Annotated in this window: 13 protein-coding genes; 11 read left to right on the forward strand and 2 right to left on the reverse strand. The window is 68.0% G+C overall.

Annotation, left to right across the window (positions count from 1 at the left end; translation table 11 throughout):
- Positions 1-72 precede the first annotated feature (72 nt).
- A complete protein-coding gene (locus tag FHR97_RS16880) occupies positions 73-1,179 on the forward strand; it encodes a pyridoxal phosphate-dependent aminotransferase (protein ID WP_183384968.1) in 1,107 nt (368 codons plus the stop codon).
- 35 nt (positions 1,180-1,214) lie between these two features.
- Here FHR97_RS16880 and FHR97_RS16885 read toward each other — a convergent pair whose 3' ends face one another.
- Together FHR97_RS16885 and FHR97_RS16890 are read right to left on the reverse strand one after the other, a co-directional pair.
- A complete protein-coding gene (locus tag FHR97_RS16885; RefSeq protein ID WP_246404107.1) occupies positions 1,215-1,514 on the reverse strand; it encodes a hypothetical protein in 300 nt (99 codons plus the stop codon).
- Positions 1,515-1,554: 40 nt separating this feature from the next.
- Positions 1,555-1,752, reverse strand: a complete 198-nt coding sequence (locus FHR97_RS16890; RefSeq protein ID WP_183384969.1) for a hypothetical protein — start codon at positions 1,750-1,752, stop codon at positions 1,555-1,557.
- A 312-nt stretch (positions 1,753-2,064) separates the two neighbouring features.
- On the opposite strand from FHR97_RS16890, the gene FHR97_RS16895 reads away from it, so the two are divergent.
- The 10 genes from FHR97_RS16895 to FHR97_RS16940 all read left to right on the forward strand — a co-directional run bounded on the left by FHR97_RS16895 (position 2,065) and on the right by FHR97_RS16940 (position 13,507).
- The gene (locus FHR97_RS16895) at positions 2,065-2,655 is read left to right on the forward strand and encodes a VOC family protein (RefSeq protein WP_183384970.1); all 591 of its coding nucleotides are present in this window, start codon (positions 2,065-2,067) and stop codon (positions 2,653-2,655) included.
- A 386-nt stretch (positions 2,656-3,041) separates the two neighbouring features.
- Positions 3,042-4,022 carry a 2-hydroxyacid dehydrogenase gene (locus tag FHR97_RS16900; protein WP_183384971.1) on the forward strand — a complete coding sequence of 327 codons (981 nt, stop codon included), beginning with the start codon at positions 3,042-3,044 and terminating at the stop codon, positions 4,020-4,022.
- A 158-nt stretch (positions 4,023-4,180) separates the two neighbouring features.
- The gene (locus FHR97_RS16905) at positions 4,181-5,356 is read left to right on the forward strand and encodes a zinc-binding dehydrogenase (RefSeq protein WP_183384972.1); all 1,176 of its coding nucleotides are present in this window, start codon (positions 4,181-4,183) and stop codon (positions 5,354-5,356) included.
- Complete coding sequence (locus tag FHR97_RS16910; RefSeq protein ID WP_183384973.1) at positions 5,353-6,420, forward strand: proline racemase family protein; 1,068 nt, start codon at positions 5,353-5,355, stop codon at positions 6,418-6,420. The genes FHR97_RS16905 and FHR97_RS16910 overlap by 4 nt, the downstream gene beginning before the upstream one ends.
- A 160-nt stretch (positions 6,421-6,580) precedes the next feature.
- Positions 6,581-7,075 (forward strand): LabA-like NYN domain-containing protein, encoded by a 495-nt coding sequence (locus tag FHR97_RS16915; protein ID WP_183384974.1) that lies wholly within the window; start codon positions 6,581-6,583, stop codon positions 7,073-7,075.
- 166 nt (positions 7,076-7,241) lie between these two features.
- On the forward strand, positions 7,242-8,090 hold the full coding sequence (locus FHR97_RS16920; RefSeq protein ID WP_183384975.1) for a cyanophycinase: 849 nt from the start codon (positions 7,242-7,244) through the stop codon (positions 8,088-8,090).
- Positions 8,087-10,708 (forward strand): cyanophycin synthetase, encoded by a 2,622-nt coding sequence (gene cphA, locus FHR97_RS16925; RefSeq protein WP_183384976.1) that lies wholly within the window; start codon positions 8,087-8,089, stop codon positions 10,706-10,708. The genes FHR97_RS16920 and cphA overlap by 4 nt, the downstream gene beginning before the upstream one ends.
- A complete protein-coding gene (iadA, locus tag FHR97_RS16930; protein ID WP_183384977.1) occupies positions 10,705-11,871 on the forward strand; it encodes a beta-aspartyl-peptidase in 1,167 nt (388 codons plus the stop codon). The genes cphA and iadA overlap by 4 nt, the downstream gene beginning before the upstream one ends.
- 83 nt (positions 11,872-11,954) lie before the next feature.
- The gene (locus tag FHR97_RS16935) at positions 11,955-12,344 is read left to right on the forward strand and encodes a VOC family protein (protein ID WP_183384978.1); all 390 of its coding nucleotides are present in this window, start codon (positions 11,955-11,957) and stop codon (positions 12,342-12,344) included.
- 98 nt (positions 12,345-12,442) lie between these two features.
- Positions 12,443-13,507, forward strand: coding sequence for a patatin-like phospholipase family protein (locus FHR97_RS16940; RefSeq protein ID WP_183384979.1), 1,065 nt, complete (start codon positions 12,443-12,445; stop codon positions 13,505-13,507).
- The last annotated feature ends 53 nt before the right edge of the window (positions 13,508-13,560 follow it).

A 13,560-nucleotide genomic window follows, 5' to 3' on the forward strand; every position in this document is an offset into this window, starting at 1 on the left:
CACTGGCCGACCCGGCGGCTCTCCCTGTAGCCTTCGGTAGAGCCCCATCCACCATCGCCAGGAGAGAATCTCATGCCGCGTTTCCCGGACCACCTCACCTCGCCCGGTCCCGACAACCCCTTTCCCGGCATCTGGGTGCTGCAGCGGCGCCTGGGACACGAGATCGCCCACCGCCTGGGCTCCAACGAGGGCCTCGACATGCCCCATGCCGCCCTGCGCGCGCACTTTGGCGACACCATGACGGAGCACGTCTATTGCTATGGGGACGCCGAGGCCCTGGGCGTGCGCGAGCGCCTGGCAGACCGCCACGGCTTCGCGGTGGACTCCCTGCTGGTCGACGCCGGCTGCGACAGCCTGCTGGCACTGGCCCTGCGCACCGTCGCCCCGACCGGTACCACCGTGGTCGCCTCCGCCGGGACCTACCCCACCTTCGGCTACTTCGCCCGGGGCCAGGGCTGTCGCCTGGTGGAGGTCGACTACCGGGAGGACGCCGAGCGGCTCGCCCCGGACCTCGACGCCCTGGTGCGCGCCGCCCACGAGGAGGACGCCCGCCTGGTGTACCTGGCCAACCCGGACAACCCCACCGGCCATGTCCACGACGAGGCCAGCGTCTCGCGGCTGCGCGCGGATCTGCCCGAGGACTGCTGGCTGCTGCTGGACGAGGCCTACCATGACTTCCGCGACGACGCCGCGGCCTCGGGCTTCAGCCGGGCCCTGCCCGGGGTGATCCGTTGCCGCACGCTGTCCAAGGCGCTGGGGCTCGCGGGGCTGCGGGTCGGCTATGCGATCGCCGAGCCCGACACCCTGGCCATGATGATGAAGGTGCGCATCCATTACGCCGTCTCCACCCTCAGCCTGGCGGCCGCCGAGGTGGTGCTGGATCACCCCGAGGAGATCGACCGGCACATCCGCGACGTCATCGCCCGGCGGGAGCGGCTGGCCCGGCACTTTCGCGAGCTCGGCGCCGACGTGCTGCCGAGCGCCACCAACTTCATCGGCATCCGCCTGGCCAGTGCGGACCTGGCCAAGCGCGTGCATGCCGACCTGCTGCAGCAAGGCAAGCTGATCGCCCGCCCCGCCCATCCGTCGCTGGGCCACATGCTGCGTATCACCGCCGTGGAGGATGCCCTGGTGCCGGGCCGGCTGAGGGAACTGGAAGCGGCCCTGCAGAACGCCTAGGGCCGGAGGTCCGGGCCGGTCACGCCGGGCGATTCTCAGCAGCGCCCCTGCATGGCCAGGCCCGGCGGACAGAAGCGGGAACGGTGCCGGTCGCGATCTCGATAATGACGCCGGTCATGGTAATGCCGATCGTCGTAGTGGCGGTCGCGGTCATGGCCATAGTGTTCCCAGTAATCATCCTCATAGTGATCATGGTGGCGGTGATAGCCGCCATCGTGGCCATCGATCTCGATCAACGGCTCGCTCATGACGCGCGCCGGCGTATAGCTGCAGCCCGCCAGGGTCAGGGCCGCCACCATCAGCATGGCGGGCCCCACGATTCTGGCCATGTTCATGACGCCCCTCCCCCGTCCGTTCATGGTCAGGCCCGCCGGATCAGCAGCGCCCCTTCTTCGCCTGGCCGGGGGGGCAGAAGCCGCCGCCGTGGCGATACCGGTCGTGGTCGTGGCCGTCGTGGTGATCGCCGAACTCGACCAACGGCTCGGAGCTGATCCGCGCCGGCGTGTAGCTGCAGCCCGCCAGGAAGGTGGCGGCGATCAACAGGGTCGAGAGCAGCAGGGTTCGACAACGCATAAGGACTCCAGATAGAGAGTGGTTGATCGCCATTCTAGCGAACCGAGGCCGATTGCCCCATGTGGCACGGCGGCGACGCCGCTGTTGCCGAAGAGAGACATCCTGGTGAACAGCCTGCGACACCTGTCACATGACAGCTGTAATGCCAACGCCCACGGCCGTTTACCTGCCACCTGCACAACCAGCGATTTTCCGCTTGGAAACAGTCCATTGCCGACGTTCATAGACCCCCGGCATGGCTGGCACGCGACTTGCTCCCTCCTGGACGGTGACCCGAATCGCCACCAACAACAACACCACAGGAGACACTCCATGGCACCACTCGCCAAGCAAAGCCTCGCCGTCCTGCTGATCACGGCCACCAGCCAGGCCGCCCTCGCCGAGCTGCCCGGCATGCGCGGCCCCCAGCACTTCGGCTTCACCGTCCCGGACCGCCAGGCCGCCGTGGACTTCTTCGTCGACGTGATCGGCTGCCAGGCCTTCTTCACCATCGGACCGTTCGGCCCGTTCGAGGACGACTGGATGGCGGTGAACCTGAACGTCCACCCGAAGGCCACCATCCCCGCCGCCCACCTGGTGCGCTGCGGGGATGGCACCAACCTGGAGATCTTCGAGTACACCGCGCCGGACCAGCGCACCGAGCCGCCACGCAACAGCGACATCGGCGGCCACCATATCGCCTTCTATGTCGACGACATGGACCAGGCCGTGGCCTACCTGAGGGAACAAGACGTGGAAGTGCTCGGTGAGCCCCATACCTTTACCGAAGGCCCGATGGAAGGCCTGACCTGGGTCTACTTCATGGCGCCGTGGGGCATGCAGCTCGAGTTGGTCAGCGTGCCCTACGGCACCATGGGCTACGAGGAGGCGCATCGCGGGCGTCTCTGGGACCCGCGTCACTGAAGGGCACGCGCCCCCTCCCTGCCGGCGGCACCCGATGGTGCCGCCTCCAGACCTTCCCATCCGGGAAGCCCCCTCCACGATGATTGACACGCCAGCCCCGGCGCCTCCCAGGCTCGGGCCCATGACCTACCCGTCAGCCGGGTCCACGCGGCCGGCCCGGCGCGTCGGCGGAGGACACTCGACGGCCAGACGAATCGGTGGTTTCGTATATAGAGTCTATCCCCTGTCCAGGCCGGCATCGGTCGACTGCCTTCGACCCCCTGGTGAGTACAGCATGCAATATATTGACCTCGAGGTGAGAACCGCCGTGATCGTCCACGGCTTCGATAGCCAGAATCGAGGGGTAACCGAGCCGTCGTCACCCGCCACCATGAGGAACATGCCAAATGAAGAAATGCATCCTGGCCTATGGGCGCCTGAGCGATGAGCAACTGGCCCAGCTCGCCCAGGAGTTCGAGGTTCGCGACTTCTCCGGCCTGGCCTCCTCCGAGGATCCGGCCTTCCGGGCCGCCCTGCCCGAGGCCCATGGCCTGATCGGCTCGAGCCTGACCATCACCCCGGAGCTGCTGGACATGGCGCCGAGGCTGGAGGCCATCGCCACCATCTCGGTGGGCCACGACAACTATCCCGTCGAGGAGCTGACGCGCCGCGGGATCCTGCTGTGCAACACGCCGGACGTGCTCACCGAGACCACCGCCGATACCGGCTTCCTGCTGATCATGGCCACCGCCCGCCGTGCCGTGGAGCTGGCGGAGTTCGTGCGTCGCGGCGACTGGCGGCAGGGCATCGGCCCGGAGCACTTCGGCACCGATGTCCACGGCAAGACGCTCGGCCTGGTGGGCTTCGGCCGCATCGGTGCGGCGATCGCACGACGCGGTGCGCTGGGCTTCGGCATGAAGGTGCTCTACTCCAACGCCTCCCCGAAGCCCGACCTCGAGGCGGAGCTCGGCGCCGAACGCCGCGAGCTCGACGCCCTGCTGGCCGACGCCGATATCGTCTGCATCACGGTGCCCCTGACCGTCGAGACCGAACACATGATCGGCGCCCGGGAGTTCGGCCTGATGAAGCCATCGGCCATCCTGGTCAACATCGCCCGCGGCAGGGTGATCCAGGAGGCGGCGCTGATCAACGCCCTGGAGACCGGCCAGATCCACGCGGCAGGCCTCGACGTCTTCGCGCATGAGCCGCTGTCCCCCGAGTCGCCGCTGCCCCATATGGCCAACGTGGTGGCCCTCCCCCACATCGGCTCGGCGACCCACGAGACGCGCAACGCCATGGCCCAGAGAGCCGTGGACAACCTGCGCCTGGCGCTGAAGGGGCAGCGCCCCATCAGCCTGGTCAACGAGGCGGCCTGGCGGCCCGCCTGAGCGACGCCCCGGCGGGGCACGCGCCACGGGGGAGCGAGGAGCCATACCGAAAAAACCCCCAGCCAGCCGCGCCCAAATCGGAAAAAACCACCGATGGCGTGTCCCCGCGAGTTTGTTATCGTCAGCCCTCGAACCCCGCCAATGCCAGGAGGTAGCCAATGGGCTCCGAGTCCCTGCCGGAAACAGTTCCCGCCACCATGTCGGCCATGCTGCTGACCGGCCATGGCGACGTGGACAAGCTGGTCCATGACACGCATGTCCCCACCCCGCGACCCGCCGCCGGCGAGGTGCTGGTGAAGGTCACCGCCACGGCGAAGAACAACACCGATCGCAAGGCGCGCGAGGGCCTCTACCCGACCAAGGACAAGGGCGAGGTGACCTCCTTCGCCATGGGCGGCTCGCCGACGCTGACCTTCCCGCGCATCCAGGGCGCCGACGTGGTCGGCCGGGTGGTCGCCGTGGGCGAGGGCGTGGACGCCTCGCGCATCGGCGAGCGCGGGCTGCTCGACTTCAACCTCTATGCCGACGCCCGTCGCGATATCAACCTGACCCCGGACTACTACGGCCATGGCGCCGACGGCGGCTTCGCCGAGTACATCGCCGTGCCCTCGGACCAGTTCCACCACGTGGCCAACCCGGAGCTGGCCGACGCCGAGCTGGCGGCCATGGGCATGTGCTCCTACCAGACCGCCTACCATATGATGACCGCGGCCCGGGTCCGCGCCGGGGAGCGGGTGCTGGTCACCGGCGCCAGCGGCGGCGTGGGCACGGCGCTGATCCAGCTGTGCCGCATCGTGGGCGCCATCCCCTATGCGTTGAGCCAGCGCGACAAGGCCCAGGCGCTGCTCGAACTGGGCGCCGAGGCGGTGCTCGACCGCTCCGACATGACTGACTTCGACGAGAAGGTGAAGGCGGTCACCGGCGGCTCGCCGATCGATGCGGTGATGGACCTGGTCGGCGGCGACATGACCGACCGCTTCATCGACACCATGATCGTCGACATGAACCGCCGCACCAGCTACCCGCGGCTGTCCATCGCCGGGGCCAGCGGCGGCAATGTCAGCGAGATCATGTGGACCCGCGTCTACCTCTACCAGGTGCAGATCTTCGGCGTCTCCCACGGCACCCGGGAGGAGGCCGAGCAGCTGGTGAAATGGATCCGCGGCGGCCAGCTGAAGCCGGTGCTGCACGCGGCCTTCAAGCTCTCCGAGCTGCACGAGGCGGAGCGCTACTTCGTCAATCGTGGCAGCAACTACCTGGGCAAGATCGTGATCGTCCCGGATTCCGAGTGGCCGCAACACGGCGCCCCCTTCGCGCTCGAGGGAACACGATGAGCAAGGAAGAACTGAAGATCCAGCTGATGGACACCCATGCCGGCGGCGACGTCAGCCGCATCGTGCTCGGCGGCATCGACCCGCTGCCCGGCGCCACGGTGCGCGACCAGATGCACTACCTGCGCGACGACGCCGACGGCCTGCGCAGGCTGCTGCTCGACGAGCCCTACGGCATTCCCGAGATGTCGGTGGACCTCATCGTGCCGGCCACCGACCCCGAGGCCGAGGTCGGCTACATCATCATGGAGGTGATGGGCTACCCCATCTATTCCGGCTCCAACACTATCTGCACCGCCACGGCGGTGCTGGAGGCCGGCCTGGTGCCCAAGCAGGAGGGAGTGCAGCGCTTCATCCTCGAGTCACCAGCCGGCCAGGTGCACATCGAGGCCAAGGTGGTCGACGGCGTGGTGGAGACCATCACCTGCGAGGGCCTGCCCAGCTATATCGACACCTATCGCAGCAGCATCCATGTGCCGACCATCGGCGACGTGACCTACAGCGTCGCCTACAGCGGCGGCTTCTACGCCCTGGTGGAGGCCGCCGACCTGGGCTTCTCGCTGGTGCGCGAGGAGGAACGCGCGCTGTCCGACTGCGCCTTCAGGATCGTCGAGGCGCTGCAGGCCGAACGCGGCTTCTCCCACTACACCCTGGGCGACGTGGGCCCCCTGCCCTTCCTGCACTTCATGGGCCCGGTGGAGCAGGTCGCCGACGACTTCTATCGCTCGCGCTCGACCACCTACGTGCACCCCGGGGTGATCTGCCGCAGCACCACCGGCACCGGCACCTCGGCGCGCCTGGCGCTGATGCATCATGAGGGCCGCCTCAAGCCGGGCGACAAGCTCGAGACCGTGTCGCTGCGCGAGACCGGCTTCATCGGCGAGCTCACCGGCACCCGCCAGGAGGGCACTCACCAGGTGGTGGAGAACACCATCACCGGCAAGGCCTACGTGCTGGCCCACTCCGAGGTCGTGATCAACTACGAGGATCCGCTGGTGCATAGCGTGCATAGCGTGCATAGCGAGAGCTTGCACCATATCCTCAGCTCCCGGCACAAGCTGGCGTGAGCCGACGACTGTCCGGCACCGGGAGAGACCGGCTCGCACCATGACCGGCCACGGGCGGCGGTCCACCCGCCGCCACTGCCTGCCTCGTCGAGCTTGTGCCTCCCCGGGGCAAGCGCCATCCTGTGCCTCCCCGCTCCCCCCTCACTCACGGGTTTCCTCGATGCCGAAAGCGCTGATCCTGCTGGACGTCCAGAACCTCTACTACACCAGCCGACAGGCCTATCGGCGCAATGTCGACTACAACGCCCTTTGGGCACGGGCGAGCGCCGGCCGGCGGGTGGTCAAGGCCATCGCCTACGCCATCGACCGCGGCGACGAGAAGCAGCGCCAGTTCCAGAACATCCTCCGGGCCATCGGCTTCGAGGTGAAGCTCAAGCCGTTCATCCAGCGCGCCGACGGCTCGGCCAAGGGCGACTGGGACGTGGGCATCACCCTGGATGCCATGGAGTACGCCGGCGACGTGGACGTGGTGGTGCTGGCCTCGGGGGACGGCGACTTCGCCCTGCTGGCCGACCGCCTGCGCGAGAGGTTCGGCGTGGCGGTGGAGGTCTACGGCGTACCCGCCCTCACCGCCGATGCCCTGATCCAGTCGGCCAGCCGCTTCGTGCCCATCGAGGGCGATCTGCTGCTGGGCCAGGCGAATCGCTCGGTATGATTCCTCCTTCCGCCGGCGACACCCGTCGACAGCGGTCTGGTCGCGCCGGGGTATGGCTGCTATACCATGAAACAATGGGAGGCGGGCATCAGGATATTCAGCCATTGCCCGCCCGGCCATGGATCCAATGTTTCCTCAAGAGCGTCGCTGGGCGACGAACGGGATTATGACATCTCAGCCGACCGCCACACCTGGCCACATCGTGGCGATCGGCGGTGCCGAGGACAGGACATCCGATCTCGAAATCCTGAAACAGGTCTTCTCTCTCGCCCCCGAGGGCAGTCACGAGGTCGCCGTCATCGCCACGGCGAGCAGCATTCCCGATCAGGTACTCCCCGAGTACGTCGCCGCCTTCACGCGCCTGGGCGCCAGCCGGGTCCATGCGCTTGACATCCAGGATCGCAAGCAAGCCGCCGACGCCGGCAATGCCAGTCTGGTCGAGCGAAGCGGGGTGATTTTCTTCACCGGCGGTGACCAGCTACGCCTGACCAATGTGCTGGGCGGCTCGGCGACGCTGAAGGCCGTTCGCGAACGCCTGCTGGCCGGCGCCGTCGTGGCCGGAACCAGTGCCGGCGCGGCGGCCATGCCGGGGACCATGATCTACGATGGCAACGCCGCGGATGCCCTGCGCAAGGGAGCCGTCAACATGACCTCCGGCCTCGGCTTCGTCGATGGGCTCATCATCGACAGCCACTTCCTCGAACGCGGGCGTTTCACGCGCTTGATGGAGGTCGGGGCGAGCAATCCGGAGCACCTGGGCGTGGGGCTCGGCGAGGATGCCGCCGTGATCGTTCACCCGAACCGGATTCTCGAAGCCATCGGGCCGGGGCATGTCATCCTCATCGACAGCCGCGACCTGGCGAGCTCGAACATCACCGAGTTGTCGATGGGAGGAGCGGTGGCCATCGAGAACATGATCCTCCATGCGATGGTCAGCGGCCATGGGTTCGATGTCGAGGCGCGACGCTATCTCGTCGCCGACGAACTCAGAGCCTTGCTTGAGGATAGCCGATGAACATTCTCGAACACCGGGCCCTGCGAGGCCCCAATTATTACAGCCGCTACCAGAGCATTTTCATGCGGCTGGACATCAGCGAGCTCGAGGAGCGGCCCAGCGACACCATCCCGGGGATCGTCGAACGCCTCACCGGGCTCATCCCGACCCTGCAGGAGCATCGCTGCTCGGTCGGCCGCCCCGGCGGCTTCCTGGAGCGGCTGGCGCGTGGCACCTGGGCCGGGCACGTCGTGGAACATGTTGCGATCGAGCTGCAGAACCTGATCGGCTTCTCGGTCGGCTACGGCAAGACCATCGACACCTACGAGACCGGTGTCTACAACGTGGTCTACCGCTATCGGGACGAGGCCTGTGGCCTGGCGGCCGGGGTCGAGGCCGTCGATTTCGTCACCCGGCTGTTCAAGGGGGACGAGATCGACATGCCGTCGATCATCGCCCGCCTCAAGGAGGTGCGCGACGCCCACATGCTGGGCCCCTCCACCGCGTCGATCGTCGACGCGGCCAAGCGCCGCGACATCCCCTTCACTCGCCTGAGTGAGGAGAGCAGCTACTTGCAGCTGGGGCATGGCCACCTCCAGCAACGCATCCAGGCGACGGTGACGTGTCGCACCAGCCTGCTCGGCCACGGCATCGCCGACGACAAGGACTGGACCAAGCAGATCCTCGGCGATGCCGGCATCCCGGTACCCATCGGCCAGATTTGCGGATCGCTCGACGAGGCGCTCGAGGCCGCAACCGGCATCGGTTATCCCGTGGTGGCGAAACCCCTCAGCGGCAACCATGGCCGCGGTGTGAGCACCAACCTCCAGGATGAGCAGGCGCTGCGCGATGCCTACGCAACCGCCTGCCGGCAGCATCCGTCGGTGATCGTCGAACAGTACATCAAGGGCGAGGACCATCGCCTGTTGGTGATCGACGGCAAACTCGTGGCCGCGGCCCGGCGGCGCCCGGCCCACGTGGTCGGCGACGGCGAATCCACGCTGCAGGAACTGGTGGACCAGGCCAACCAGGACCCCCGCCGCGGCATCGGCCACGAGAACCTGCTCACCCGGATTCACCTGGATGAGCAGTCGCTGCGGTTGATTAACCAGCAGAACCTGACCCTGCGGAGCGTGATTGCCCAGGACGAGATCGTCTACCTGAAGTCCACGGCGAACCTGAGCTCGGGGGGCACGGCCACGGACGTGACCGATGATGTCCACCCAGAGGTGCATTATGCGGCGGAACGGATCGCCCGACTGATCGGGCTCGACATCATCGGTATCGACCTGCTCGCCGAGACCCTGACCCGGCCGCTGGAGGAACAGGCGGCGGCGGTGGTCGAGGTCAATGCCGGGCCGGGGTTTCGCATGCACCTGTCCCCGACCCACGGGCAGGGGCGTGATGTCGGCCAACACGTCGTCGACATGCTGTTCCCCGAGGGTAGCGACGGCCGCCTTCCCGTCACCGCGGTGACCGGCACCAACGGCAAGACGACGACGGTGCGACTGCTCTCGCACCTGCTGCGCCACGCCGGGCGGAAGGTCGGCATGGCCTGTACCGGCACCATCGAGATCGACAACCACGTGATCATGCGCGGCGACTACAGCGGCCCGCAGGCGGCCGCCATCGTGCTGCGCGAGCCCACCGTCGAGCATGCCGTGCTCGAGGTGGCACGCGGCGGCATCATGCGTCGTGGACTGGGCTTCGACGAGTGCGACGTGGGCGTGCTGCTCAATATCGCCAGCGATCACCTGGGCGAGCACGACCTCCATACCCTCGACGATCTGGCGCGCTGCAAGACGGTGGTCATCGACGCCGTGCGCGTAGGGGGGACCGCCGTGCTCAATGCCGACGATCCCCATGTGCTGGAGGGCCAGAAGTGGGCGCGCGGAAACATCATCTTCTTCACCCTGGATCCCGACTCGCGCGCCATCCGTCAGCATGTTCGCGAACACGGCGTGGCCTTCACCGTCCACAACGAGCGCATCGTGATGCGCCAGGGCCGCGTCGAGGCCGAGATCATCCCCGTCGATGACGTGCCCATCACCTTCGAGGGACATGCCCGCTTCAACGTCGCCAACGCCCTGGCCGCCAGCGCCGCCGCCTACGCGCTGGGGCTCGACGTCGCCGATATCCAGACGGGGCTGCAGACCTTTCATCCCACGCCCGGCCAGAATCCCGGGCGCACCAATCTCGTCGCGGCCGACGGTGTGCAGGTGCTCATCGACTACGGCCACAATGTACCGGCGCTCGAGGCGCTCGACGAGCTCGTCAGCAGCCTCCCGGCGCGCCGCCGCATCAGTGTGGCGAGTGCCCCCGGCAATCGTCGCGACGAGGACCTCATGGCCCTGGGCGCCCAGCTCGCCAGGATGCACGACGTCGTGTTCGTCTGCGAGACCCATCCGCGCGGACGCGCCGTCGGCGAGGCCGCGGGGTTACTGCGCGATGGCGCGGCGCCGGAAAGCGCCTGCGAGCTCGAGATCGTCCTCGACGAGCACATGGCGATCGAGCGGGCCTTCGATGAAGCCCGAGAAGGCGACCTGCTGGTCTTGCTGATCGATGACATCGACGGCGCTATCGAGCGCCTCAAGGGGCGCCGCTTTCCGTCCGCCGCCCCCGGCGAGGCGCACCCATGATGCCTGATGCCGATCGGGACAGGCCGCTGCTGACCCTGCTGCGGGTCGGGCGCCTCTATGCGCCGGAACCCCGCGAGGACACCGACCTGCTGATCGCCGACGGCCGGATCGCGGCGCTGGGCCGCGACCTCGCCGTGCCGGAAGGTTGGCCCGTGCGCCTGGTGGAGGCGCGCGACCTCACCGCCGTCCCCGCCTTCATCGACCAGCATGTCCACCTCACCGGCGGTGGCGGCGAGGGGGGCTGCGTCACCCGCTGCCCGGAGATCACCGCCGCCGAGATCGCCGCCATGGGCATCGGCACGGTGGTGGGCGTGCTCGGCACCGACAGCATCAGCCGCTCGCCGGCGGACCTGCTGGCCAAGGTGCGCGCCCTGCGCGCCGAGGGCATCGCGGCCTACCTGTACACCGGCGCCTATCGCGTGCCGCCGCCGACCCTCACCGGCGATCTCCAGCGCGACCTGGCCTGGATTCCCGAGGTCATCGGCCTGGGCGAGCTGGCGATCTCCGATCACCGCTCCAGCCAGCCGCGCCAGGACGAGCTCGAGCGGCTGGTCAGCGAGGTGCGCGTCGGCGCCCTGCTGGCCGGCAAGCGCGGCATCTGTCACTTCCATGTCGGCGACGGCGAGCGCGGCCTGGAACCGCTGCGCCGGCTGCTGGCCGAGACCGAGATTCCCGCCGATCAGCTGATCCCCACCCACGTCAATCGCCGCCGCGCCCTGCTCGACGAGGCGGCGGACTACGCGCTCACCTTCGGCGCCTGCATCGACCTGACCGCCTTCGAGGATCCCGGCGAGGAGGGCCTCTCCGCCTTCGACGCGGTGGTCGTGCTGCTCGAGCGCGGCGTGCCGCGGGAGCGCATCACCCTCAGCTCCGACTGCAACGGCAGCCTGCCCGAGTTCGACGCCCAGGGCGATTACATCGGCATGCGCGTGGCACGCAACACCGCCCTGATCGCCGACTGGCAGCGCCTGGTACGCGAGGACATCCTGCCGCTCGAGCATGCCCTGGACCTGATCGCCGGCAACGTCGCCCGGGTGCTCGGGCTGCAGGCTCACAAGGGGCGGCTGGCCGTGGGCTTCGATGCCGACGTGACCCTGCTCGACGATGACCTCCAGCCGCGGAGGACCTTCGTGGCGGGCCGCTGCATCCACAGCGAGGGGTAAGTACTCAGGCTGGACGACGGCGCCACTTCCCGGGAGACAAGCGGTCAAAGGACATAGGGACGCAGAGTCACGGGAGGCCAAAGATGCATGTCCAGCCCTTGATCGCCGTGGAGGACATCGAGCGCAGCCGCCGGTGGTATCAGCGACTGTTCGGTTGCGTGGGCATTCATGGCGGCGACGACTACGAGCAGTTGATGATGCCGGGTGACGAGACCTTCTTCCTGCAGCTGCACCTCTGGGAGGCCCATGGCCACCCCAACCTCGAGCCCTCCTTCGTGCGTCCGGGGCATGGGGTGCTGCTGTGGTTCGAGGTCGAGGACTTCCCTGGCACCGTGGACCGGGCCCGCGAGATGGAGGCCTGGATCATCGAGGAGCCCCACGTCAATGCCCGGGCCAACCACCGCGAATGCTGGCTGCACGACCCCGATGGCTATACGGTGGTGCTGGCCAGCCGCTATGGCGAAGTCGACTGACGCTTCATGCCCCGCTCCGGCAAGCCGCGACCGGGCCGTCTACACTGCACCGCAACAGAGCGGCTGGCACGGGAACTCACTGGGCAAGAGGGACAGGCATGACGGAAAGGAAGCGCATCGACCTGGCACTACAGGGCGGCGGCTCACACGGGGCCCTGACTTGGGGCGTACTGGATAGCCTGCTGGAAGACGACCGACTGGAGATCGACGCCATCAGCGGCACCAGCGCCGGCGCCATGAACGCCGTGACCCTGGCCGATGGCCTCTACAAGGGCGGCCGCGACGGCGCGCGGGAGGCATTGCTCGCCTTCTGGCGCTCGGTGAGCGAGATGGCCCGCTTCTCGCCGCTGCAGCGCACCTTCTGGGACCGACTGATGGGCGACGACAGCCTGGATCACTCCCCGGGCTACCTGTTCTTCGAGGGCCTCACCCGGCTGGTCACCCCGGCCCAGCTCAACCCCCTGGGCATCAACCCGCTGCGCGACCTCCTCGAGAAGCGCATCGACTTCGACTGCGTCAACGCCTGCGACAGGGTCAAGGTGTTCGTCACCGCCACCAACGTGCGCACCGGTCGGGCGACGATCTTCCGCCAGCCCGAACTGACCGTCGACACCGTCATGGCCTCGGCCTGCCTGCCCAATCTCTATCCCGCCGTGGAGATCGATGGCGAGGCCTACTGGGACGGCGGTTACAGCGGCAACCCGGCGCTCTACCCGCTGGTCGACGACCGCGGCTGCAGCGACCTGGTGGTCGTCCAGGTCAACCCCCTGGTGCGCCGCAAGCTACCCGACAGCGGCCGGGAGATCATCAACCGCATCAACGAGATCACCTTCAACTCGAGCCTGATCAAGGAGCTGCGCAGCATCCAGCTGCTGCAGTGGCTGATCGAGGCCGAGGCCCTGGAACTCGAACGCTATCGGGCGATGCGCCTGCACCTGATCCACGCCGAGCACGACGTCGAGGAGCTCAGCGCCTCCAGCAAGATGAACGCCGAATGGTCGTTCATCTCGCGACTGCACGACCTCGGGCGCGCCTGGGCCGACCGCTGGCTCGCCGACCATTTCGAGGCCATCGGCCAACACTCGACCTTCGACCTGGACGCGGTGTTCGACGACACCTTCCGGCCGCTGGCCAGGCACGAGGTCGCCCCGCCCGGTGCATGAGCGCGCCGCCAGGGCCCGCGCCCCGACCTCGGCAATTCCATCGATTCGGGAGG

It is taken from the genome of Halomonas stenophila (assembly GCF_014192275.1).
Classification (GTDB): Bacteria; Pseudomonadota; Gammaproteobacteria; order Pseudomonadales; family Halomonadaceae; genus Halomonas; species Halomonas stenophila.

Bases quoted from the DNA above. Each gene is read 5' to 3' on its own strand.
- cphA (WP_183384976.1), top strand. From the start codon at position 8,087: ATGAACATTCTCGAACACCGGGCCCTGCGAGGCCCCAATTATTACAGC.
- FHR97_RS16915 (WP_183384974.1), top strand. From the start codon at position 6,581: ATGCCGAAAGCGCTGATCCTGCTGGACGTCCAGAACCTCTACTACACC.
- FHR97_RS16935 (WP_183384978.1), top strand. From the start codon at position 11,955: ATGCATGTCCAGCCCTTGATCGCCGTGGAGGACATCGAGCGCAGCCGC.
- FHR97_RS16905 (WP_183384972.1), top strand. From the start codon at position 4,181: ATGGGCTCCGAGTCCCTGCCGGAAACAGTTCCCGCCACCATGTCGGCC.
- FHR97_RS16890 (WP_183384969.1), bottom strand. From the start codon at position 1,752: ATGCGTTGTCGAACCCTGCTGCTCTCGACCCTGTTGATCGCCGCCACC.
- FHR97_RS16880 (WP_183384968.1), top strand. From the start codon at position 73: ATGCCGCGTTTCCCGGACCACCTCACCTCGCCCGGTCCCGACAACCCC.
- iadA (WP_183384977.1), top strand. From the start codon at position 10,705: ATGATGCCTGATGCCGATCGGGACAGGCCGCTGCTGACCCTGCTGCGG.
- FHR97_RS16895 (WP_183384970.1), top strand. From the start codon at position 2,065: ATGGCACCACTCGCCAAGCAAAGCCTCGCCGTCCTGCTGATCACGGCC.
- FHR97_RS16900 (WP_183384971.1), top strand. From the start codon at position 3,042: ATGAAGAAATGCATCCTGGCCTATGGGCGCCTGAGCGATGAGCAACTG.
- FHR97_RS16920 (WP_183384975.1), top strand. From the start codon at position 7,242: ATGACATCTCAGCCGACCGCCACACCTGGCCACATCGTGGCGATCGGC.
- FHR97_RS16940 (WP_183384979.1), top strand. From the start codon at position 12,443: ATGACGGAAAGGAAGCGCATCGACCTGGCACTACAGGGCGGCGGCTCA.
- FHR97_RS16885 (WP_246404107.1), bottom strand. From the start codon at position 1,514: ATGAACATGGCCAGAATCGTGGGGCCCGCCATGCTGATGGTGGCGGCC.
- FHR97_RS16910 (WP_183384973.1), top strand. From the start codon at position 5,353: ATGAGCAAGGAAGAACTGAAGATCCAGCTGATGGACACCCATGCCGGC.